20 protein-coding genes are annotated in these 21,370 nt (G+C 42.3%); 12 read left to right on the top strand and 8 right to left on the bottom strand.

Annotated elements, in window-relative coordinates:
- Positions 1–43: 43 nt before the first annotated feature.
- Entirely contained in the window at positions 44–889 is an 846-nt protein-coding gene (nadC, locus tag FTT94_RS13440) for a carboxylating nicotinate-nucleotide diphosphorylase (protein WP_180170949.1), read from the bottom strand.
- Positions 890–1,087: 198 nt separating this feature from the next.
- On the opposite strand from nadC, the gene ampD reads away from it, so the two are divergent.
- Positions 1,088–1,660 (top strand): 1,6-anhydro-N-acetylmuramyl-L-alanine amidase AmpD, encoded by a 573-nt coding sequence (gene ampD, locus FTT94_RS13435; protein ID WP_180008605.1) that lies wholly within the window; start codon positions 1,088–1,090, stop codon positions 1,658–1,660.
- Between the two features lie 86 nt (positions 1,661–1,746).
- Positions 1,747–3,288 carry a murein biosynthesis integral membrane protein MurJ gene (gene murJ, locus FTT94_RS13430; RefSeq protein WP_111885102.1) on the top strand — a complete coding sequence of 514 codons (1,542 nt, stop codon included), beginning with the start codon at positions 1,747–1,749 and terminating at the stop codon, positions 3,286–3,288.
- A 162-nt stretch (positions 3,289–3,450) separates the two neighbouring features.
- Here murJ and FTT94_RS13425 read toward each other — a convergent pair whose 3' ends face one another.
- A complete protein-coding gene (locus FTT94_RS13425; protein ID WP_005006601.1) occupies positions 3,451–3,609 on the bottom strand; it encodes a DUF1328 domain-containing protein in 159 nt (52 codons plus the stop codon).
- A gap of 167 nt (positions 3,610–3,776) precedes the next feature.
- Between FTT94_RS13425 and FTT94_RS13420 the strand changes: the two genes are divergently transcribed.
- Positions 3,777–4,229 (top strand): YcgN family cysteine cluster protein, encoded by a 453-nt coding sequence (locus FTT94_RS13420; RefSeq protein WP_180170952.1) that lies wholly within the window; start codon positions 3,777–3,779, stop codon positions 4,227–4,229.
- A gap of 27 nt (positions 4,230–4,256) precedes the next feature.
- Here FTT94_RS13420 and FTT94_RS13415 read toward each other — a convergent pair whose 3' ends face one another.
- The gene (locus tag FTT94_RS13415; protein ID WP_180004334.1) at positions 4,257–4,733 is read right to left on the bottom strand and encodes a DUF523 domain-containing protein; all 477 of its coding nucleotides are present in this window, start codon (positions 4,731–4,733) and stop codon (positions 4,257–4,259) included.
- Between the two features lie 20 nt (positions 4,734–4,753).
- Positions 4,754–6,550 carry an EAL domain-containing protein gene (locus FTT94_RS13410; protein ID WP_180004336.1) on the bottom strand — a complete coding sequence of 599 codons (1,797 nt, stop codon included), beginning with the start codon at positions 6,548–6,550 and terminating at the stop codon, positions 4,754–4,756.
- 252 nt (positions 6,551–6,802) lie between these two features.
- On the opposite strand from FTT94_RS13410, the gene FTT94_RS13405 reads away from it, so the two are divergent.
- Positions 6,803–8,074, top strand: a complete 1,272-nt coding sequence (locus tag FTT94_RS13405) for a replication-associated recombination protein A (protein WP_180004338.1) — start codon at positions 6,803–6,805, stop codon at positions 8,072–8,074.
- A gap of 338 nt (positions 8,075–8,412) precedes the next feature.
- Here the strand turns inward: FTT94_RS13405 and purC are convergent, their stop codons facing one another.
- The 3 genes from purC to dapA are packed head-to-tail and all read right to left on the bottom strand — an operon-like array spanning position 8,413 to position 10,689.
- Positions 8,413–9,132, bottom strand: a complete 720-nt coding sequence (gene purC / locus FTT94_RS13400) for a phosphoribosylaminoimidazolesuccinocarboxamide synthase (RefSeq protein WP_078190626.1) — start codon at positions 9,130–9,132, stop codon at positions 8,413–8,415.
- A gap of 36 nt (positions 9,133–9,168) precedes the next feature.
- On the bottom strand, positions 9,169–9,774 hold the full coding sequence (locus FTT94_RS13395) for a lipoprotein-34 precursor (NlpB) (RefSeq protein ID WP_168379718.1): 606 nt from the start codon (positions 9,772–9,774) through the stop codon (positions 9,169–9,171).
- A 15-nt stretch (positions 9,775–9,789) separates the two neighbouring features.
- Positions 9,790–10,689: a 4-hydroxy-tetrahydrodipicolinate synthase gene (gene dapA / locus FTT94_RS13390; RefSeq protein WP_078193262.1), complete on the bottom strand. Its 900-nt coding sequence runs from the start codon at positions 10,687–10,689 to the stop codon at positions 9,790–9,792.
- A gap of 723 nt (positions 10,690–11,412) precedes the next feature.
- Here dapA and mhpT point away from each other — a divergent pair.
- From mhpT to ppk1, 5 genes are all read left to right on the top strand, one after another.
- Complete coding sequence (gene mhpT, locus FTT94_RS13385; RefSeq protein WP_180170948.1) at positions 11,413–12,624, top strand: 3-(3-hydroxy-phenyl)propionate transporter MhpT; 1,212 nt, start codon at positions 11,413–11,415, stop codon at positions 12,622–12,624.
- 150 nt (positions 12,625–12,774) lie between these two features.
- Entirely contained in the window at positions 12,775–13,164 is a 390-nt protein-coding gene (locus FTT94_RS13380; RefSeq protein WP_168379713.1) for a hypothetical protein, read from the top strand.
- 70 nt (positions 13,165–13,234) lie between these two features.
- A complete protein-coding gene (gene pncA, locus FTT94_RS13375) occupies positions 13,235–13,885 on the top strand; it encodes a bifunctional nicotinamidase/pyrazinamidase (RefSeq protein WP_180116200.1) in 651 nt (216 codons plus the stop codon).
- A gap of 73 nt (positions 13,886–13,958) precedes the next feature.
- Positions 13,959–14,927, top strand: a complete 969-nt coding sequence (locus tag FTT94_RS13370; protein ID WP_078190620.1) for a bile acid:sodium symporter family protein — start codon at positions 13,959–13,961, stop codon at positions 14,925–14,927.
- A 207-nt stretch (positions 14,928–15,134) separates the two neighbouring features.
- Positions 15,135–17,198, top strand: coding sequence for a polyphosphate kinase 1 (ppk1, locus tag FTT94_RS13365; protein ID WP_180170947.1), 2,064 nt, complete (start codon positions 15,135–15,137; stop codon positions 17,196–17,198).
- Positions 17,199–17,247: 49 nt separating this feature from the next.
- Here the strand turns inward: ppk1 and FTT94_RS13360 are convergent, their stop codons facing one another.
- Positions 17,248–18,504 (bottom strand): hypothetical protein, encoded by a 1,257-nt coding sequence (locus FTT94_RS13360; protein ID WP_078190618.1) that lies wholly within the window; start codon positions 18,502–18,504, stop codon positions 17,248–17,250.
- A 77-nt stretch (positions 18,505–18,581) separates the two neighbouring features.
- Between FTT94_RS13360 and serB the strand changes: the two genes are divergently transcribed.
- From serB to FTT94_RS13345, 3 genes are all read left to right on the top strand, one after another.
- On the top strand, positions 18,582–19,802 hold the full coding sequence (gene serB, locus FTT94_RS13355) for a phosphoserine phosphatase SerB (protein WP_078193257.1): 1,221 nt from the start codon (positions 18,582–18,584) through the stop codon (positions 19,800–19,802).
- Between the two features lie 414 nt (positions 19,803–20,216).
- A complete protein-coding gene (gene aciT, locus FTT94_RS13350) occupies positions 20,217–20,549 on the top strand; it encodes an AciT family ciprofloxacin tolerance protein (RefSeq protein WP_078190616.1) in 333 nt (110 codons plus the stop codon).
- 156 nt (positions 20,550–20,705) lie between these two features.
- The gene (locus tag FTT94_RS13345; protein ID WP_078190615.1) at positions 20,706–21,185 is read left to right on the top strand and encodes an SCP2 sterol-binding domain-containing protein; all 480 of its coding nucleotides are present in this window, start codon (positions 20,706–20,708) and stop codon (positions 21,183–21,185) included.
- Positions 21,186–21,370: the final 185 nt, after the last annotated feature.

Genomic DNA, 21,370 nt, shown 5'->3' with positions numbered 1-21,370 from the left:
TGCAATAGCACCCTTTATTTATGTTTAGAGTAAGTCTAGAGCGTTAGGCATTAAAGCGCATCGATAAATCAATCGCTGTGACATCTTTGGTGAGCACACCCATCGAAATATAATCGACCCCTGTCGTTGCCACTTCACGTAAGTTTGCAATAGTGATATTGCCTGACGCTTCAAGTTTGCAGCGACCATTGACGTGTTTAACGGCATCAATCATTTGTTGCTGACTAAAGTTATCCAACATCACAATATCCGCACCTGCTTCCAATGCTTGGTTGAGTTCATCCCAAGTTTCGACTTCAACTTCCACAGGTTTGCCCGGTGCAATCTGGTGTGCTTTGGCAATCGCTTGTTGGATGCTACCTGCTGCCATGATGTGATTTTCTTTAATTAAAAACGCATCAAATAAACCTAAGCGATGGTTTTGACCACCTCCGACAGCAACTGCATATTTTTGTGCAATACGTAGGCCTGGCAGCGTTTTACGCGTATCTAATAAGCGAGTATTTAAGCCTTCCAGTTGTTGAACATATTCAGCTGTTTTAGTGGCTACAGCCGATAATGTTTGCACAAAATTCAGTGCAGGGCGTTCAACGGTTAATAGGCTACGTGCAGAACCTGCTAATTTTAAGAAAGCCTCACCTGCTGAGACACGTTCCCCATCATTTTTTAACCATGTGACTTGTACACTTGCATCAAAAGTTTGAATGAGCGCATTGACCCACGGTTGCCCTGCTAGCACCATATCTTCACGACTAATAATTGTTGCGGTCGCTTGTTCATCTTCTGGAGTTAACAGGGCTGTAATATCGCCTTCGCCAATATCTTCTTGTAGTGCGTGTTGAATATTGATTTGGATTGATTGTTCAAGCAAAGATTGCGATATGCTCATAAGAAGTTCCGTATCTTTTTAACCCAGGAAAATGTGCGCGTTATATTAGCATTGTTCCTTAAAAATGAGCGATTTTTAACTCCTTTCACAGACTTGAATTGAGATTTCAATGTGAAAGTTTTAGCATTAAAACTTTCAAGTAGGGCTCGGCGTTTTGATCTGCAGCATTGCAGGCCGGCTTAGACACAGGATTTTTTTATGTCACAAGCAACAACATTTCAGGTGCAGGATGGGCAATTGCTAGGTGCGCGTCAAGTTCCATCACCGAATTTTAACCAGCGTCCTGAAGATACCGAAATTCAGCTTGTCGTCATTCATAATATTAGTTTGCCACCTTCTCAGTTCGGCGGTGGTTATATCGAACAATTTTTCCAAAATCAGTTGGATTGGTCGAAACATCCTTATTTTCAAACTATTGAAGGGATGCAAGTATCGACACATTTATTGATCCTGCGTACAGGCGAAGTCCTACAGTTCGTCAATTTTAATGATCGGGCTTGGCATGCAGGTCGCTCAACCTATTTAGCACAAAAAGAATGTAATGATTATTCGATTGGCATTGAACTCGAAGGAAGTGATGATTTACCTTTTGAGGCTGCACAATATGCCGTGCTGACCGAGGTCGTGGCGTGTTTACAACAGGCTTATCCTAAAATTCAACAACATATTGCAGGGCATTCAGATATTGCACCGGGACGTAAAACTGATCCAGGTCCATTTTTTGAGTGGAACGCTTTTCGTCAGCAGCTGCATCATTTTAAAAACAAATAAACAATACACACTGCGTTTAATAAACCAATGAAATTCCTTGACGAGTTTCATTACAATAGGCGCACTTTCAAAAGTGAGAAATACCGATGGCGCTTTGGCGTTCGACAGTCATTGTCAGTGCAATGACTATGTTGTCCCGTGTATTGGGACTGGTACGGGATATTGTCCTGTTAAATGTATTTGGTGCAGGTAAAGACTTCGATACCTTCGTGGTTGCCTTTCGTATTCCTAACTTTTTTAGGCGCTTATTCGCAGAAGGGGCATTTTCACAAGCCTTTATTCCTGTATTGACTGAATATAAAACCAGTCGAACCCATGCCGAAGTCCAGATTCTGATTAGCCGTGTTTTTGGCTGTTTAGGTCTGGTGATGACTAGTTTGACGTTCATCGCAATGGTGGCGGCACCCGCGATTATTTATATCTATGCACCGGGTTTCCATGGTGATGCAGACAAGTTTGCGTTAGCTACCGATATGTTCCGCCTAACGATTCCTTACTTACTGTTTATGTCCTTAACGGCATTTGCCAGCAGTATTTTGAATAGTTATGGCTCATTCAGTACACCTGCGTTCGCTCCAGTGTTACTTAATGTCGCGATGATTGCCGGTGCGCTATGGTTAACCCCTTATATGGCCGAGCCAATTATGGCTTTAGGTTGGTCTGTTGTCGCTGCAGGCTTCTTACAATTGGCGATTCAGATTCCAGAGCTATGGCGTAAAAAATTACTGATTCCACCGAAAGTTGACTTCAAACATGAAGGTGTTGATCGCATCATGAAGTTGATGCTGCCAGCGCTGTTTGGTGTCTCAGTGACGCAGATCAACCTACTGTTGAACACCATTTGGGCGTCTTTCATGCAAGATGGTTCAGTATCATGGCTGTATAGTGCTGAACGTATGACCGAGCTGCCTTTAGGTTTGATTGGGGTGGCCATTGGTACCGTGATTTTACCGTCATTGTCTGCACGCCATGCTGAACAGGATCAGGACAAATTCCGCCGTATGATTGATTGGGCGGCTAAAGTCATTATCTTGGTGGGTGTGCCTGCCAGTATTGCGCTGTTCATGCTTTCGACACCTATTATTCAGGCCTTATTTGAACGTGGTCAATTTAGCTTTGAAGATACACAAATGACTGCATTAGCATTGCAATGTATGAGTGCTGGTGTGATTTCATTCATGCTCATCAAAGTGTTTGCACCAGGGTTTTATGCGCAGCAAGATACAAAAACTCCAGTACGTGTAGGTTTAATGGCGGTCGCAGCCAATGCTATTCTTAACGTGGTGTTTATTGGGTTCTTTAAACTGATTGATTGGCATGCTGAGCATATGGCTTTGGCATTGGCATCATCGGGTTCCGCTTTAGTGAATGCAGGGATGCTGTATTTTTATTTACATAAGCGCAATATTTTCCGTTTTGGTGCGCATTGGAAAAAATTGGTGATTCAGTTTGCGATTGCCAATGCTGTGATGATTGCTGCACTGTGGTATGGCTTAACATGGTACAACGGTGATGTATCTGCGTGGATGCGTGTCGCGGAAGTGATCATCTTATGTGTGATTGGCATTGCTGCTTATGGGATTGCTTTAATTGCAACCGGCTTTAGACCTCGTCACTTAAAACCTTAAAGCTAAAACCTACAGCGTAATGCGTTTGACGTTGATGTAAAAAATAAGAGCCCATAGGCTCTTATTTTTTTGATTGAGACTCAAGATGATAAAAACATAGGTTTCTGATTCATGAGTCTGAGGGGAGTAATTTGTAGTTTAAAACGACATACAATCCGTCGCCTAAACTTTTCCTCGAGAGAGGAAACCAACAATTGCGAGAATGACTGCAATAACCAAAAGAATAACAGCAAAGTCTTTGGATAAGCCTGCCACACCACCAAAACCTAGCAGACTCGCAATCAATGCAATTACAGCGAAAATAATAGCCCAGCGGAACATAGTTTTATCTCCATGTGATTTTTTATTCTGTCTCATCAGTATAGGAGTCACAGAAAGCATGCTATGTATTCTTTTGTTTATTTAATGTTCAATATTCGGTAACTTAAACAAGGAATTTATGTGCGGGTTCAGTTAATATGCCTGCCACCTTCGTTGCGAGCGAGAAGATGACCGATACTCTACGCCCACATTTTTGGAAAAAGCATGCTTTGACTGAACTCACTCATTTGGAGTGGGAGTCCCTCTGTGATGGTTGCGGGCTGTGTTGTTTAATCAAGCTTGAAGATGAAGATACGCAAGAGGTGGCATACACCAAAGTGGCATGCAAACTTTTAGATTGTGAAACTGCCAGTTGTTCCGATTATCCAAATCGTCAATCACATGTTCCAGACTGTATACAGCTGACACCACATCAGATTCACCAATTTCATTGGCTACCGCCGAGCTGTGCTTATCGTAGAATTTCTGAAGGTAAAGATTTACCGCGTTGGCATCATCTCGTGACGGGAAGTCGTGACAGTATTTTGAAGGCACGAAAGTCTGCCGCAGGGCGTTGCATCAGTGAAGAAGACGTCAACCCTGATGATATTGAAGATTATATTGTGCGTTGGGTACGCTAAAGGACATAGATACGCTCTATCTTGGGGCTAGAGTTGATCTTGTATCATGGCCAGAAAGTCTTGTTCTGACAGAACCTGAAATCCATGCTGTTTAAGGAGTGCTGTGGTTACTCCATAGCCTTCAATTTTTGTACGCGTAAAGGTGCCATCATAAATATAATGACTGCCGCACGACGGGCTACGATCTTTTAAGACCACCACATCAACCTTATGCAATTGGGCCAATTCCAACATGCGGTGGGCACCCGCGATAAATTCAGCACTGACATCTGTGCCCAAGACATCTTTGACTTGGGCTGTACCATTGAGCACATCAGTGGCTTGACCATTTTGAATTTCTGCAGGAAAACGTGGACAGCTCAGGCCGCCCATCATTTCTGGGCAGGCCGTAATGACTTGGTGAGTCTGCATCAGTTGGCAAATTGCTTGTTGTGTATTTGATTTGGCATCATAACGAACGGGTTGGCCTGCCAGACAGGCACTGACTAAATACTTCAGTGTCATCGTGTCTTGCTCCACAAGTTTTAGTGACTCAAAAGTTCCATCGCATGGTCATAACTGAGCGGACGATAAAAGTAAAAACCTTGTCCAGTATGACAATTACATTCTTTTAAGGTATCGACCTGTTCCGGTTTCTCTATACCTTCGACTAATATATTCAGGGAAACACTCGCACCAATTTGTGTAATCGCTTTGACAATGGCAAGTGCTGAACAGTCGGTATGCATGCGTTCCACAAAATTACGGTCGATTTTAATACAGTCGACAGGGTAGTTACTTAGACGTGTTAATGATGAATGACCTGTACCAAAATCATCTAAAGAAATGTGGATGCCATGGTCTTTCAATAAATTGAGGGCGCGAATCACATAATTTGAGCCACGTTCTGACAGGCTTTGCTCGGTAATTTCGACCTCAATAATATCTGGTGATATACCAAACTGCTTTAAGCGATTCAGTAGTTTTTCCGCATAATCATCACGTAAAAATTCGACAGGTGCAGCATTTATTGAAATCGGTAGCGGTTGCAGTCCAAGTTCAATCCATTTTTGAATATCTTGAAAGATTTTAATTTGCATTGTTTCACTAATGCGTGAAGCCAATTCATAATCTTGAAATGCAGCAAAAATTTGAGAAGGTAATTGTAATTGTTGGTCTTTATCGTACCAACGCAGCAAAGCTTCAAAGCCGACCACTTGACTGTCAGAAAGGCGAACTTTGGGTTGATAAAACGGAATAATTTGATTGGACTTAATCAGGCTGCGGGCTAGCGTTAATTGGCGAGTGGTGTTTTCAAGAATTTTAAACATGGTGTGGTTGAACATTCGCACCCCACCACGACCACTGCCTTTTAAATCATTCAGTGCAATATCTGCGCATTTAAGTAAATTCGAGGAATTTTGTGCATCGCGTGGGTAGATCGCACAGCCAATACTCATACCTATATTGATGCTTTGTCCATTATAGAAAATCGGCATATCCATTTGCTGACAGGCGATGCTGGCAATATCTGTTAATTGTTGTTGCGATTTTAAGTTCGGAATAGAAATGGCAAATTCATCGCCACCTAAGCGTGAAACCACGATATTTGCATCAAAACAGTGCTGAAAACGCTGTCCAAGGGTATGCAGTAAATGGTCTCCAGCACTATGCCCTAAGGTGTCATTAATATGCTTAAAATAATCCAGATCGATCAATAACAAACCCAGTTGTTGCTGATGTTCTCGTGCCACTCTTAAGTGACTTTTAAAGACTCGACTAAACGCACGGCGGTTTAATAAACCTGTTAAATCATCCTGTTCAATGATCCGTTGGAGTTTATTTTCCGCCAGTCGCTGTACCGTAATATCACGGGAGACACAGAGAATTTCTTTGACTTGACCATATTCATTGAATACTGGGCTGAGCATGTTATCCCAATAAGCCATGGGTTCATCGGCCACTTGGCTCATGCCGACAAAGCGAGAAGTTTTTCCTTGTTTGGCTTCTGCAAAAGCATTCAGACACGCGTCGCGGACTTCTTCAGGCAATAATTTGTGCCATGACATACCAAACTCAGTTTCAGTCGGCGACACACCGAGAGCTAAGCAACCAGCGCGGTTCATATGCAGAATATGACCGTCTAGGCTTAATAATTTAATACAGTCGACACTGGCATCTAACATTTGATTACGGCTGTCGAGTTTTTCGCGTAATTCTGCACATTGGGTATGTTGTAATTGTATATTCTTGGCTTGAGGCATTTGTTGAAATGAATATATAGATAGATCAATGCCTTGTTGAACTTGAGGTATTTGCTTTTGCTTTAATGATTGCTTCATACAATCTGTCCAATTGGGTCAGGCAAGCTAAAAATGGGATATCTAGCCGATCATACTTTAATTTGATCGATAAGGGATAAGATCTCTTGTTACATTATAGTTAACATTCGCCTAAGGATTTTTACATGCAAGATACTTAAATAACGACATTAAACCACCCTCCTAAATTGAATACCGAATAAAGCAAAGATTCTGCCAAGGCAGTGTTAGAATAGAAAAAACGTCCCCAATTGCCGGAAACGAAATAATAAGATGTCAGACAGCCAAATTCCTCTTCCTGAACGCATGCGTCCTCATGATTTATCGCAAATTATTGGACAAGATCACCTTTTGGGTGAAGATGCACCGTTACGCCAGATGATTGACCAAGGGCATTTGCCATCGATTATTTTTTGGGGACCTCCGGGTGTAGGTAAAACCACAATTGCATTGTTGTTAGCGCAGGCCGTTGACCGACCATTTATTAGTTTATCTGCGCTCAATACTGGGGTGAAAGAGTTACGTGAAATCATCGCCGATGGTGGAGATTTATTGACACCTGTGGTGTTTATTGATGAAATTCATCGCTTTAATAAGTCACAACAAGATGCCTTACTGAATGCAGTTGAAAAGGGCAAAATTACCCTGATTGGTGCAACCACAGAAAACCCTTCATTTGAAGTTAATAATGCCTTATTGTCGCGTTGTCAGGTGTATACCTTAAATGCTCTGGATAATGACGTAATTCAGCGCTTATTGGATCAAGCCATTCACCAAGATTCGTTTTTAAAAGAGCGTTATATTCAAATCGAAGAATATGAAGCTTTATTTCAATTTGCCGCAGGTGATGCTCGTAAAGCATTAAATCTTTTAGATTTAATCGCCAGTACGTTTGAGCCAGACTTAGAAAATATCATTAACAATGCGGTGGTAGTCAAAGTTGCGCAGCAAAATATTGCACGCTATGACAAATCGGGCGAACAGCATTATGATCTAGTTTCGGCTTTTATTAAGTCGATTCGAGGCAGTGATCCAGATGCCGCTTTGTATTGGATGGCTCGAATGCTCAAAGGTGGTGAAGATCCTGTTTTTATTGCCCGTCGTATGTTGATTGCGGCATCTGAAGATATTGGCAACTCAAATCCAAATGCTTTACTGTTGGCTGGAGAATGTTTCCGATCTGTGCAGGCAATTGGTATGCCTGAGTGTCGAATCATTTTGGGGCAATGTGCGGTGTATTTGGCAACCAGTGCTAAAAGTAACAGTACTTATTTGGCCATCAACAAAGCCTTAGATTTGGCAGAAAAAACCTCGAATCTACCTGTGCCACTACATTTGAGAAATGCACCAACCAAATTGATGAAAGAGCAAGGCTATGGCGTGGACTATTTATATCCACATAATTATCCTGAGCATTTTGTCATGCAGGATTATATGCCGCCTGAACTGAAAGGCACTAAGCTGTATGAGTCTGCACGCAATAAACGTGAAGTCGAAGGTGAGCGTTTGCAGCAACGACGTTGGATGCAACAACAACAGCAGTAATAATTTGAATGATCATAATGGGAAGGCGCTTCGGCGCCCTTTTTTATGTCTATTTCATGCAAAAAAAAGCCCAACTCAAGGCGAGCTGGGCTGAAAAAATAGGATGTCTTTGGGGAGATACATCCTAGAGGGTAGATGGAAAATTTGGTCGGCATACACATTGAAAACTTATAGATCCTGGTGCTGCCTGGTATGTAGGTATCTTAGTGTGAACTTGGCTAAATGTGAAACAGAGGATTTTTATCGTTAACATTTGTTTTTTCGATCATAGATTAATCGAGTAATATTTCATTAAAAAACCGAGCTAAAGAGCTCGGTTTTTTACATCGATGAACGACTTAGATATCAGAAAGGTCGATACCTAAACGTGCAGCAACTTCTTCATAAGCTTCAACTACACCGCCTAAACCTTGACGGAAACGGTCTTTGTCGAGTTTTTTCTTAGTGTCTTTGTCCCATAGACGGCAGCCGTCTGGAGAGAATTCGTCACCCAGTACGATACGGTCGTGGAACACACCAAATTCAAGTTTAAAGTCAACAAGCAGCATGTTGCCTGCATCGAATAGACCTTTAAGTACTTCGTTTACTTTATAAGTCAATTCTTTCATTTGAGCGAGTTGTTCTGCAGTCGCCCAACCTAAAGCAATCGCTTGTGATTCATTCACCATTGGGTCGCCTAACGCATCGTCTTTGAAGAACAATTCGAAAGTTGGCGGAGTAAGTTCTTTACCTTCTTCAACGCCTAAACGACGGCAAAGTGAACCTGCTGCATAGTTACGAATTACGCACTCTACAGGAACCATGGTTAATTTTTTCACTAAAACTTCAGTTGGAGAAAGAAGTTTTTCGAAATGAGTTTCGATACCAGCCGCAGCCAATTTTTCCATGATAAAGGCGTTAAAACGGTTGTTCACCTTACCTTTGCGATCCAGTTGTTCAATTTTTTCACCGTTGAATGCAGAAGCATCGTCACGGAAAACTAGGATGAGGTGGTCAGAACTATCTGTTTCATAAACAGATTTCGCTTTACCAGTATAGAGCAAGGTTTGTTTTAACATGAGGGAACCTTTTTCGAGAAAAAATGCCTAGTACGACTAGGCTGGCCAATTTTGGTAAATCTGAGCTAACAGATCTGCAGCTTTTTCTTTGTCTGCAAAACTGTTATCGGCATTGAACACAGCGATGTTATTGCTTGAACCTACAGAAGAAAGTCTTAAGACATAGGTCTGCTGATCGACCTTGACGGTTACTTCGTAACGGTTTTTGCTCTGACCAACAATGGTATGGTTAAGGCTGCTGAGGGTAGCAAGTGTGTATTGCCAAATTGTAGCAGAATTTCCTTCAACTTTGATCAGTGGATTTTGATTTCCATCCACCAATAGTTGAGGGTGGCTAATATTTGTACTGTCTGTTGAGGAATCTGCGACGACATTATTTTTTTCCGCGGCTGGACGCGGAAGGGCATAGCGATTGCCACGCTTATTTTCAAGCTTTGGTGCATGCTCAATTGCTAGCGGGTCAACTGATGGAGCAGGATACAAAGGCGTTGCAGGACGAACCATTGACCCTTCAGGGTATTTCAGCGGTTCAACATCTGTGGTTTGTTTATAGTCCAGTGTGCCATTATTAAAGGCAAGTGAACTACAACCGGCTAATGTAAATACTGAAAGTGCCAGGCTAAGTCCTAAACGTAATTGCATGATGTTTGCTCTTCTTTATTTGATAACGCCCGCAGTGATGAGTGCTTCACGAAGCGGAGTACGATATTGTTCTGCAAGGGGTGTTAATGGTAAGCGAATGCCTGTTTCAATCAGGTTCATCTCATGAAGTGCCCATTTCACAGGAATTGGGTTCGATTCGCAAAATAAAATTTGATGTAAATTTGCAACAGTATTGTTTTGTTGCTCGGCTTGGACTGCGTCACCCGCCAAAGCGCTTGCACACACTTCGCTCATTTCTTTTGGCGCCACGTTCGCAGTAACCGAAATGTTGCCTTTAGCACCTAAACCCATTAACTGATAAGCCGTTGCATCATCACCTGAGTACACCACCATATCTTTGCCTTTAAGGCCTTCAATGAGTTCTTGACCACGAGGAACATCGCCAGTGGCGTCTTTAATGCCCACGATTTGTGGAATATCAGCAAGACGGATCACGGTGTCGTTGTGCATGTCTACACCGGTTCGGCCAGGTACATTGTACAAAATTTGAGGTAAATCAACAGCTTCAGCAATCGCTTTGTAGTGTTGATACAGGCCTTCTTGGGTAGGTTTGTTATAGTATGGTGTAACTAATAATGCCGCATCTGCACCTAATTCTTTGGCTTCTTTGGTGAGTTCAATTGCTTCGTGGGTTGAGTTTGCACCTGTGCCGGCAATAATTGGAATGCGTTTGTTCGCCACACGGATGATTTCTTTGATCACCTGAGTGTGTTCGGCCATGCTCAAGGTAGAAGCTTCACCTGTAGTCCCTACAGCAACAATACTATTGGTGCCTTGCTTTATATGCCACTCAACCAGCTTCTCGAGGCTCTTCCAATCTACGCTGCCATCTTCAAACATTGGGGTGACGATTGCGACAATTGAACCTTGAATGGTCTGAGCTTGCTGAGTCATTTTGAAAAGCTATCCTATTTGTCCATCCGACAAGATGAAATATTGATTTCTGGATGGTTTCGAATTTTGATTTGTAGCATGTTCATTGGGCTATACCCAAGTTGAATAATGCTTACGCAAATTATGACTGATCAAACGCATAAGAACAATATGCTTTGGTCAAAGCCATAAAATTCTTTATACAAATCAAACTTAAAACAATCAAGTGTAAAATAGCGGTTTTTTTGCAGCCTGAAAATTGTTCAGCAAGGGCTGAATCTTGAAAATGTTTTATTCAATCGAGAGGGTTGGCATGGTTGATGGGATTGATTAAATCATCAGCAAAAGGTTGATCTATGTGTATTCCGTGCTTTTTAATCAGAATTTAAGATTAAATAACAATGACTAAAGATTTAAAAACTATATCAATTCGCTCGGGTTTTATTACAAATGATTGTTAAAAACTTGGGTAATAATCTTTTTTATATCTAATAGAAATAGACATGTTTTTATGAGTGTTTAAAAAGATCGCTTGATTTGACTGTTCATTGCACGATTCATATTTTTTTATTTTAAATTTTTAATTGTTTTTACGACTTTGTGACTTAAAGCACAAAAACTATTACACCATGCACGTAATCCAATTTTGGACGAAAGGCTTCAACTTATTGGTAGTTATATCCTTTATAAGGCTCAGCGATGATGCGACTTAATTTGAACGCTGATGACAACAAGGATTCTCCAATGGAAAAGTCAGATAATAAGCATGCTATTGTCACGGTAGCAATCTGCTTCCTTATTGCCGTAATCGAAGGTCTGGATATTCAGGCTGCAGGTATTGCAGCAGCAGGGATTCGTGAATATTTCGGGCTGGATAGCTCGCAGCTAGGGGTGTTTTTTAGTGCCGGTATTTTAGGATTATTACCTGGTGCTTTGGTGGGTGGTCGGATTGCAGACCGAATGGGCCGTAAAAAAGTATTAATTTGGTCTACGGGGATGTTCGCCATCTTTACCTTATGTACGGTATGGGTAAATAGCTTCCATAGCTTACTCGCTGTACGTTTTCTTGCAGGTGCAGGTTTAGGTGCAGCAATGCCAATTTTAATTACCTTGGCATCTGAATCGGTAACGCCACAAAATCGTGGTCGTGCAGTCGGTTTGATGTACTGTGGTATGCCTGTAGGTGCGGCAATCTTATCATTGGTCGCAATGACGGACTTCGGTGCAAACTGGAAAAATATTTTCTATTTAGGCGGTTTATTACCGATTGTTGTGATTCCATTGATGATTTGGTTCCTGCCCGAATCGCGTGAATTCTTGAAAGCCAAAGATCAAGCGGTTGAAGCGACCGCCAATGGCGAAGTGCAACAAGGTGCTTTCAAAAACCTCTTTAACACAGAAAACCGTTTACGTACTTTCTCAATTTGGGTGAGCTACTTCTTCACCCTGATGGTGGTGTACATCATGTTGAGCTGGTTACCGTCGTTGTTCACCGAACTCGGTTTCACACGTAAAGATGGTGCAACTGCGCAGTTCTACTTCATGGTGAGTGCAACCATTGGTACGATCATTTTAGGTATGTTGACTGACCGTTGGAAGAAAGCTTATGTGATCATTTTGATGTACGGCGGTATTTTGGCAGGTCTATTTGCGCTCAATGGTGCAGGTTCATTGACCCAAATGTACATGGCGTCAGCTTTAGTCGGTGCATTCGTGATTGGTTGCCAAGGGGTGCTGTATGCCTTCGGTGGTATCGTATATCCAACACAGTTACGTGGTACGGGTGTTGGTGTTGCTTCAGCCGTTGGTCGTGTCGGTGCAATGTTAGGCCCTGCAATTGCGGGTCAGCTATTGGCAGCAGGTTTTGGTGCGGCAGGGGTGATTACCGCTGCAATTCCATGTATCGCAATCTCTGCAGTATTTATGTTGTTGTTGGTACGTCGTATTCCATCTTAAGGAACATGTCATATCAAAAAAGCCCGCATATTGCGGGCTTTTTTATGGCGACAATTGAAGTCGCGCTAATGCTTTAAACCAAGATAAATAAATGTATTTTATGTAAAAATACAGCAGAAAGAGAAAATAAAAAATCAACGTAGAGGGGCTATGTCAGCAAGAAAACTGGTCGCAATTTTTAAAGTTGATCAACGTGAATTCAGTTTGTATCTACATCAATATGAATTTATCTTGGAACTCAAACCTGTATTTCAAAGAAATCGCCAGCAGCCGAGACAAAATGCGTGGTTGGCCTTTGCCGATGAACCTACCCTAGAAGATGTTGCTGAAAATATTAATGCGTTTGAGGTCATGCAACAGACACGCAGCCATTTATTAAAATATATCTTTCAACATCAACCGCGCTATTTTTATTTTCATGCTTCGACTCGGCGAAAAGCCCGTATTTACCCACGCTTTGCACAGCGTTTGGTTGAGCATTTGCCCAAGTATCGGTATTGTCAGGAAGGACAGTCATTTTATTTTTATGCACAGGACTGAATACTAAGGCTTTTAAAATATGAGCGAATCAGTAGAGTCGCCGACAATGCATGACAACGGATGGAGAGATATGCAAAAAAATACAGCGCTGATTGTGGTCGATGTACAAAATGGTTTTACCCCAGGCGGTCAGTTGGCTGTTGCCAATGCCGATCAAATTATTCCAGGGATTAATCAACTGGGGCAATACTTTACGAATATTGTGCTGACTCAAGATTGGCATCCAGCCGACCATATCTCTTTTGCTGAAAATCATCCTGAGCATGTACCTTATGACAGCATAGAGTTGAGTTATGGGGCGCAAGTACTGTGGCCGACGCATTGTGTACAAGGCACACAGGATGCCGAATTGCATCCTAATTTAAATTTACCGACGGCGCAGCTGATTATCCGTAAAGGTTTTCATCAGCATATCGACAGCTACTCTGCTTTTATGGAAGCAGATCAGAAAACTTCAACAGGTTTGGCGGGCTATTTGCGCGAACGTGGTATTGATACAGTCTTTGTGGTGGGCATTGCCACGGATTTCTGTGTTGCATGGACGGCAATGGATGCACGTAAGCTTGGTTTTGAAACTTTTGTGATTGCTGATTTGACCAAAGGGATCGATTTACAGGGTTCTTTACAGCATGCATGGCAAGACATGTTGGCGAATGGGGTGAAGCGTATTTACCTGAAAGATATTGTGCAGCAGCATGCACAGGCATTATCTTTGGCATGACCCAGTGGGCTCAGTTGAGAAAAGGCACAAGGGTGTGCCTTTTTTTGTCCCTGTTTTTAAATGGAAGATGCCTATGTCGGCTTTCTTAAAATTCACTCAATTTGTGCAGAAAACATTTGCGATTTGGGTGGTGCTGTTTGCAGCGCTCGCCATGTTTTTTCCCGATGTATTTGTTTGGTTAAAAGCATATATCCCATGGATGCTAGGCATCATTATGTTGGGTATGGGCATGACCATGACACTGCAAGATTTTAAAAGTGTATTGCAAAGCCCTAAAGCTGTGATGATCGGGGTTTTGGCACAGTTTATTGTGATGCCGGGATTGGCTTTTTTCTTGTGTAAATTATTACAACTGCCGACAGAAATCGCGATCGGGGTCATTCTTGTCGGTTGCTGTCCGGGTGGAACGGCTTCTAATGTCATCACCTATATGGCAAAAGGCAATACCGCATTATCTGTTGCCTGTACCTCTGTTTCGACATTACTCGCACCGGTTTTAACCCCTGCGATTTTCTATTTGCTGGCAAGCCAATGGATTGAAATTAATGCGGCATCGATGTTGGTTTCAATTTTACAAGTGGTTTTATTTCCGATCATTGTGGGGTTAATGATTCGAACTGTCTTTAAGCACCGAGTGGATGCCTATATACAGGTCATGCCATTGGTTTCTGTTGTGGCAATTGTGGCGATTGTGGCGGCCATCATTGCGGGTAGCCGAACACAGATTTTGCAATCAGGTTTACTGATTCTGGGGGTAGTGGCCTTACATAATGGCTTGGGCTATCTATTGGGTTTTTGGGCCAGCCGACTATTTAAATTGCCCTATGCAGACTGTAAAGCAGTATCAATTGAAGTCGGGATGCAAAACTCAGGTTTGGGTGTGGCATTGGCGGCGACCCATTTTGCCGCTTCACCTCTGACCGCTGTGCCGAGTGCGATTTTTAGTTTGTGGCACAATATCTCGGGTCCTGCACTGGCAACCTATTGGGCAGCACGGACGAGTGAGCCCAAAGCATCGGAACAAGACAAGCCTGTGCAATAAACAAAAAAACAATTCAGTAAAATAGAGGGCAATGTCCCTCTTTTTTTGATGTCGAAAATAAATTTTACGATTTGATGAATACGGTTTTAGAGAATTGGATGCTTTTTTAATTGATTAATGCTATTTGTAACATAAGTGTCATATCCGCTGCCTAACATGCCGGCAAACACTTTAGATATAGACTGTTTCAAACAGCATTGAGAGGGTATGCCACATTTTCAGCATTCATCAGAGACCTATTATAATCGTGAATTGTCACTTTTAGATTTCAATCGGCGGGTCTTGGCTCAGGCACTCGATTCAAGTTTACCTTTACTTGAACGCTTGAATTTTCTCATCATTTTTTCACGCAATTTAGATGAATTCTTTGAAATTCGCATTGCGGGGCTGATGAAACAACGAGATTTGAATGCAATTGCACGGACGCCAGATGCCATTCCGACTGAAGTGGTCTTAGATGAACTTTCCCAAGTGATTCATGACACGGTTGCAGAGCAATACCAGACCCTCAATCATGCTGTATTGCCTGCATTACAAAGTGAAGGCATTCGCTTTATTCAATTTAAAGATATTTTAGAAAAACATCGGGCGTGGATTAGCCATTATTTTAGTAAAGAAGTTCAACCAGTCTTAACACCAATTAGCTTAGATCCATCGCATCCGTTTCCACGCTTGGTCAATAAAAGCCTCAACTTTATTGTGAGTCTAGAAGGCAAAGATGCCTTTGGTCGTGCCATTGAAATGGCAATTGTGCCTGCGCCACGCTCATTGCCGCGTTTAATCAAAATGCCCGCCGAGGTTGAAGGCAGTGCAGAGACACAAATTTTCCTGACCGCCATTATTCAGCAACACATCAATGACCTATTTCCGGGGATGAAAGCGACGGGCTGTTATGCCTTTCGAGTGACACGCAATGCAGATTTAGTTCTGGCTGAAGATGTGGATGACTTGGCGGTGGCCTTAAAAGATGAATTGTCTTCGCGGCGATTTGGTCGGGCAGTTCGCTTAGAAATTGAAGATGATTGTCCGCAAAGCATTATTGATTATTTGTTAGATGAATTTGATTTGAGTGAGCAGGAGCTCTATCGCATTGACGGCCCGATCAATTTATCGCGTCTCAGTGCCAGTTTTAATCGACCTGAACTGAAATATCCGGTCTATACACCGATTATTCCTAAAGTTTTTCGTAAACAAACCGCGATTTTTGATGTATTAAAAACACAAGATGTGTTGTTACATCATCCGTTTGACTCCTTTCAACCGGTTATTAACCTATTACGTGAAGCTGCAAAAGACCCTCAGGTTTTAGCCATTAAGCAGACGCTTTATCGCAGTGGGCCAGATTCGGACATCGTACAAGTTTTGGCGGAGGCGGCTCGCAACGGTAAGGAAGTAACCGCAGTTATCGAACTTCGGGCGCGGTTTGATGAAGAATCCAATATTACCGTGGCCAATATATTGCAAGAAGCTGGGGCTGTCGTGGTGTATGGCATTGTGGGCTATAAAACCCATGCCAAGATGATTTTGATTGTGCGCCGTGAAAATAATCAGCTGCTACGCTACGCCCATCTGGGAACAGGTAATTACCACGCAGGCAATGCGCGGATGTATACCGATTATGGCCTGATGACGACGCATCCCGATATTTGCGAAGATGTGCATCGCATGTTTCAGGAACTGACCGGTATGGGCAAGATGGCGAAGCTGAAAACGTTATTGCATGCACCATTTACCCTGCATACTGAATTACTGAAATTGATTGAACAGGAAATTTTTGCTGCACAAGCGGGAAAATACGCACGAATTATTGTAAAGGTCAATGCACTCACGGAACCGCAACTGATCGCTGCTTTGTATCGTGCATCGCAAGCAGGGGTGCGTGTAGATTTAATTATCCGTTCGATTTGTTGTTTGATTCCTCAGGTCAAAGGGATGTCTGAGAATATTCATGTGAGATCTATCGTCGGACGCTTCTTAGAGCATACTCGAGTGTATTATTTTGAGCATGCAGGCGAAAAACGATTGTACTGTGCCAGTGCCGATTGGATGGGACGTAACTTATTTTCACGGGTCGAAACCTGTTTTCCAATTTTAGAAAGCCGTCTGAAAAAACGCATTATGAAAGATGGTTTACTAAACTATTTGGAAGATAATCAAAATGCATGGGAAATGCAGTCGAATGGGCAATGGGAGAAAGTCGCGGTTGAAGCAGGTGCCGAGCCGCATAACGCGCAAAAATATTTGATTGCACAGAAAATTTCGACCGTTTAAGACAAAAAAATCCCGACTTAAGTCGGGATTTTTGATTTCGCTAAAACCTTTACGAGGCTTTTGACTGTTTGGATTTTAAAATTTCAGTTCTGAAGTTTTGAGCCAATTCAGCAGCATCACTGTCCATCCCATTGAGCATAAACGCATGACGCGTCAACACATTGGTCGGATTTGGCAAGCTGACCAATTGGAAATGATCTGAAATCTCTTTGAGCAAAGTTGTCGGCACATGAATGGCACTTTCTTTGGCAACCAATTGTTGGACTAAACGCTCAGCCGCTTGTACAGAAGACAATTGCATGGCTTCGACAGAGCTTGAAATCGCGCTACGGGTTTGTAAAACGAAACGTTTTTCTTCACGGTAGCGTTTATATAAAACATCAGAAAGCAATTGGAATACTGAGCTGATCATGGTGAGGCAACGCAGCGCATCTGGAGTGTCAGCGGTCATGCTGATGGTTGCGCCATGTTCATCAAACTTATGTACCGTACTGATGTCCGAACTGTTCAATTTATAATGTTGAACACAGAGTTCTGTGGTTTTATTTAAGAAAATTTGGCAGAGATTAAAATACGGCACAGACACGGTTTTGTTGACGCTATCGAGCAGCTGTTTCGGATCATAAAATTGAATATTTAATGCCAAGCTGTTGCTGTCGAGAACCACTGGTTTCATGTCTTTATGCTGTTTTGCTTTGGCTTGCGCATTTTGCTGCGCTTGAGCAATCGCCACAGCGGCATTATGTTTTTCTTGTTCTAAAGCCTGCGCTAGCGTTTGAATTTCGTGTTTTAGACGTGATTCATTGTTGATTCGCGCTAAATATTCAGTACGACTTGGACGTGCAATAGCGCGATACGCCAACCATAACAAGCCATGTAAGAATAATGAAAATAGAATCGCGGCCCATTGCGTACGTAAGATTTCACCAATACTTGGTTTAATTAAGGTGATTTCAACCGTTCCGACTTTCTTTTCGTTTTGCAACGCATCACGAACAAAGATTTCACCGTCACGGGTTTTGGTCAAACCGCCTGTGGCCAAAACTTGATTATTGGCATTTAAAATGCGGATGGAAGCCACGCTCGGGTTGGTTGCATAGCGGTCAGCAAGTAAGGCTAATGATACGGTATTGGCCGGCTCAAGCTCAGATAGGCTGTCTGTAACCAATTGACTGGTCATCAGTTGTCCCTGACTGGCACGGTTTTCGTTCAGTTGGTGGGTTGTTGCCAATACCAATAAAAAGGTATGCAAAGCAAAACAAACTACTAATAGGCTAGCAAATAGCCCTTGTCTAGGCGCATTCAACGTAAACTTCCAAGGCAATTCTATTCAATTTAGATTATGATTCTTACATTAGTTGTAGCTCAGACCCGAGTCAATTCATGCGAGAAATCATTCTTATATCACTTTTAGGACCTGACCAACCTAATCAATTTACACGATTAATGCAGGTTTTGTCCGCACATTCCTTACAGATTTTAGATGTCGGACAAGCAGTCATCCACAATCAGCTGACTTTAGGTATTGTTGTTTCGTCGGAAGACCAGACTGCGACAGCATTAGCCATGAAGGAGATGTTGATTTTAGCACATGATATTGGCTTAACTGTGCGCTTTAAACCAATCTCTACAACAGAATATCAACAATGGGTAAATGAGGGAGGCCGCACACGCTATATCGTTACGGCACTTGCGCCAGAATTACAGGCGTCTCATTTACAGGCAGTTACAAATATTGTGTCGAGCCAAGGCTTCAATATCGAAACTGTGACTCGTTTATCTGGCCGTCCAGAGTTAGATGGATCAAGCGAAGGTCCACGCCGTGCCTGCGTTCAATTTGGTTTAAAAGGCCAGATGTTGGATGCCACTGCGATGCGTGCAGCATGTTTACGTCTATCTACCGAACTAGGGGTAGATGTTGCCGTTCAAGAGGACAATGCTTACCGTCGTAATCGTCGTTTGGTCTGCTTTGATATGGACTCAACGCTGATTGAGCAAGAAGTGATTGACGAATTGGCGATTGAAGCGGGTGTCGGGGCTCAAGTGGCTGAAATCACTGAACGTGCTATGCAAGGCGAGCTCGATTTCCAACAAAGTTTCCGTGCACGTGTGGCACTGCTCAAAGGTATGGATGCTTCGGTATTGCCTAAAATTGCAGAACGTCTGACTGTTACAGAAGGTGCGGAACGTCTGATTTCAACGCTTAAATCATTGGGTTATCGCACGGCTATTTTGTCAGGTGGTTTTCAGTATTTTGCTGAATATCTACAAGCAAAACTAGGTATCGATGAAGTCCATGCCAATGTACTGGACGTACAAGATGGCGCGGTAACAGGTGAAGTGAAAGGCCATATTGTGGATGGTGCCCGCAAAGCCTTCTTATTGACACAAATCGCTGAAGAAATGGGGATTTCATTAGAACAAGCCATTGCAGTCGGTGATGGTGCTAATGATTTGCCAATGTTGTCTTTAGCTGGCTTAGGCGTTGCCTTCCGTGCGAAACCTTTGGTGCGTCAAAATGCCAATCAAGCCATTTCAAGTGTGGGTTTAGATGGTGTTCTTTACCTGCTTGGTGTGCACGATAAAGATTTAAATCGTGCTTAAAACCATTTAAGTCATACTAAAAAACGTAGCCAAAAGGCTGCGTTTTTTTATGCCAAGAATTCAGCTCATCCGATGAACGGTAGAAGAAAATTGTCGATAAAAACAACGATTAACAGCATTCGAAAAATTAATTTTTTTAGCCTAAAATCAGCTGTTTTTTTTGTAATGACACTCGAAACGAGATGCCATCATTGTTCTAGAAATTCTTTAAAAAGAAAAAATGTAATGACAAAATAATGTTGCGACAAGGTGTGTCGCATGGACAAAAAACGAGACTTTTTTTATGCAAAAAACTCAGCATAATGCTTGCAAGAGATTGAGATCGACCAAATCTATTTACTGAAGATACAGTAGTGAGACGGCTCAGCATCCTGTAAGACAAGAGATGTCAGCTGTCAAATGACGGAGGTTTTTATGTTAACAGCGAATTTAGCAACAATCGTTGGCCTGAGCTTGGTATCGGCGGCTGTGATTGCTGTTTTCTTCTCGCCTTATCGTCGCTGGTTAAGTTTTATGCTGGCGGGGATGCTGGTGTGGGGACTCATTGAAGTGATTCGATTTGGCACACAAACCATGTTTGAATTATCAGTGACTTATAGTTATTTAACGGCATTAATGGCCGCAATGGTGGTATTCACTTTAGTATTGTTACGTGAAGACCGCCGTGCAGAGCGTGCGATGGCAAAGCGCCAATGTATAGAACACACGCCTGTATATGATGAAGAACAGCAATGTTCGAGCCGATAAGTGCCAGAACAAAATTTCAATGAAAATGCGCCTAGGGGCGCATTTTTTTATGAACGCATTAGTCCGATTTGAGATACAAAGCCTTACTTCTCAAAAGCCAAGTTATGTTAGGATGAAGCCAGTCAATTTTCCAACAATTACAATAGGCTTTAAGTCATGAAACTATCATCAATTCCTGTCGTAAAACTACCTTTAGTTGATGTCAGTACGGATCCACTTGATTTACTCGTGGCAGGTTTAGCGCTTCGTATGAAACAGCTTGCACGTACTAGCCCTAAATTCATTGAATTGGTTCATGAACGTCAATTCCGCATTCAAATCGGCACGGATTTAGGTGTTGCACGTCAAATTATTGTAAATAACGGACAGATTGATACTGTTTCAGGCGATGCTGAAAAAGCAGACTTTATTTTGCAATTTGCGGACAGTGAACAGGGCGTAAAAACCCTGATGAAAGGTGACCCAACTGCATTCATGACGGGTATGCAAAATGGCAGTATTAAAATGGAAGGTGATTTTGGTCTACTGGTTTGGTTTAACCAAGTGGCGAAGTTAATTCCACCTAAACTTCCAAAACCGGTTAAAGAAAAAATCAAAATCGCACGTGCGTTTATTAAAGAAAAAACAGGTAAGTAAGATTTACGCCTTGTTCTCCTCCTTTAGGGGGGAGAATTTAAAAAAAGCCCTCAAAAGAGGTAATGCCAGTCAGTTAAGCAAATTTTAGTAAAATGTAGTAAAAATGAGTGTATGTGAATACGCTCATTTTTTTATGTCTTTATCTGAACATTTAGAATCCACTCTTGAACATTCTCTCCCATCAC

The sequence above is a fragment of the Acinetobacter sp. YH12027 genome (assembly GCF_013420085.1).
GTDB classification, from domain to species: domain Bacteria; phylum Pseudomonadota; class Gammaproteobacteria; order Pseudomonadales; family Moraxellaceae; genus Acinetobacter; species Acinetobacter amyesii.
This window is presented reverse-complemented; position numbering and strand designations above follow the sequence as displayed.

Excerpts from the sequence above, each read along its gene's own strand:
- nadC (WP_180170949.1), bottom strand. The coding sequence starts at position 889 with ATGAGCATATCGCAATCTTTGCTTGAACAATCAATCCAAATCAATATT.
- ampD (WP_180008605.1), top strand. The coding sequence starts at position 1,088 with ATGTCACAAGCAACAACATTTCAGGTGCAGGATGGGCAATTGCTAGGT.
- murJ (WP_111885102.1), top strand. The coding sequence starts at position 1,747 with ATGGCGCTTTGGCGTTCGACAGTCATTGTCAGTGCAATGACTATGTTG.
- FTT94_RS13425 (WP_005006601.1), bottom strand. The coding sequence starts at position 3,609 with ATGTTCCGCTGGGCTATTATTTTCGCTGTAATTGCATTGATTGCGAGT.
- FTT94_RS13420 (WP_180170952.1), top strand. The coding sequence starts at position 3,777 with ATGACCGATACTCTACGCCCACATTTTTGGAAAAAGCATGCTTTGACT.
- FTT94_RS13415 (WP_180004334.1), bottom strand. The coding sequence starts at position 4,733 with ATGACACTGAAGTATTTAGTCAGTGCCTGTCTGGCAGGCCAACCCGTT.
- FTT94_RS13410 (WP_180004336.1), bottom strand. The coding sequence starts at position 6,550 with ATGAAGCAATCATTAAAGCAAAAGCAAATACCTCAAGTTCAACAAGGC.
- FTT94_RS13405 (WP_180004338.1), top strand. The coding sequence starts at position 6,803 with ATGTCAGACAGCCAAATTCCTCTTCCTGAACGCATGCGTCCTCATGAT.
- purC (WP_078190626.1), bottom strand. The coding sequence starts at position 9,132 with ATGTTAAAACAAACCTTGCTCTATACTGGTAAAGCGAAATCTGTTTAT.
- FTT94_RS13395 (WP_168379718.1), bottom strand. The coding sequence starts at position 9,774 with ATGCAATTACGTTTAGGACTTAGCCTGGCACTTTCAGTATTTACATTA.
- dapA (WP_078193262.1), bottom strand. The coding sequence starts at position 10,689 with ATGACTCAGCAAGCTCAGACCATTCAAGGTTCAATTGTCGCAATCGTC.
- mhpT (WP_180170948.1), top strand. The coding sequence starts at position 11,413 with ATGGAAAAGTCAGATAATAAGCATGCTATTGTCACGGTAGCAATCTGC.
- FTT94_RS13380 (WP_168379713.1), top strand. The coding sequence starts at position 12,775 with ATGTCAGCAAGAAAACTGGTCGCAATTTTTAAAGTTGATCAACGTGAA.
- pncA (WP_180116200.1), top strand. The coding sequence starts at position 13,235 with ATGCAAAAAAATACAGCGCTGATTGTGGTCGATGTACAAAATGGTTTT.
- FTT94_RS13370 (WP_078190620.1), top strand. The coding sequence starts at position 13,959 with ATGTCGGCTTTCTTAAAATTCACTCAATTTGTGCAGAAAACATTTGCG.
- ppk1 (WP_180170947.1), top strand. The coding sequence starts at position 15,135 with ATGCCACATTTTCAGCATTCATCAGAGACCTATTATAATCGTGAATTG.
- serB (WP_078193257.1), top strand. The coding sequence starts at position 18,582 with ATGCGAGAAATCATTCTTATATCACTTTTAGGACCTGACCAACCTAAT.
- aciT (WP_078190616.1), top strand. The coding sequence starts at position 20,217 with ATGTTAACAGCGAATTTAGCAACAATCGTTGGCCTGAGCTTGGTATCG.
- FTT94_RS13345 (WP_078190615.1), top strand. The coding sequence starts at position 20,706 with ATGAAACTATCATCAATTCCTGTCGTAAAACTACCTTTAGTTGATGTC.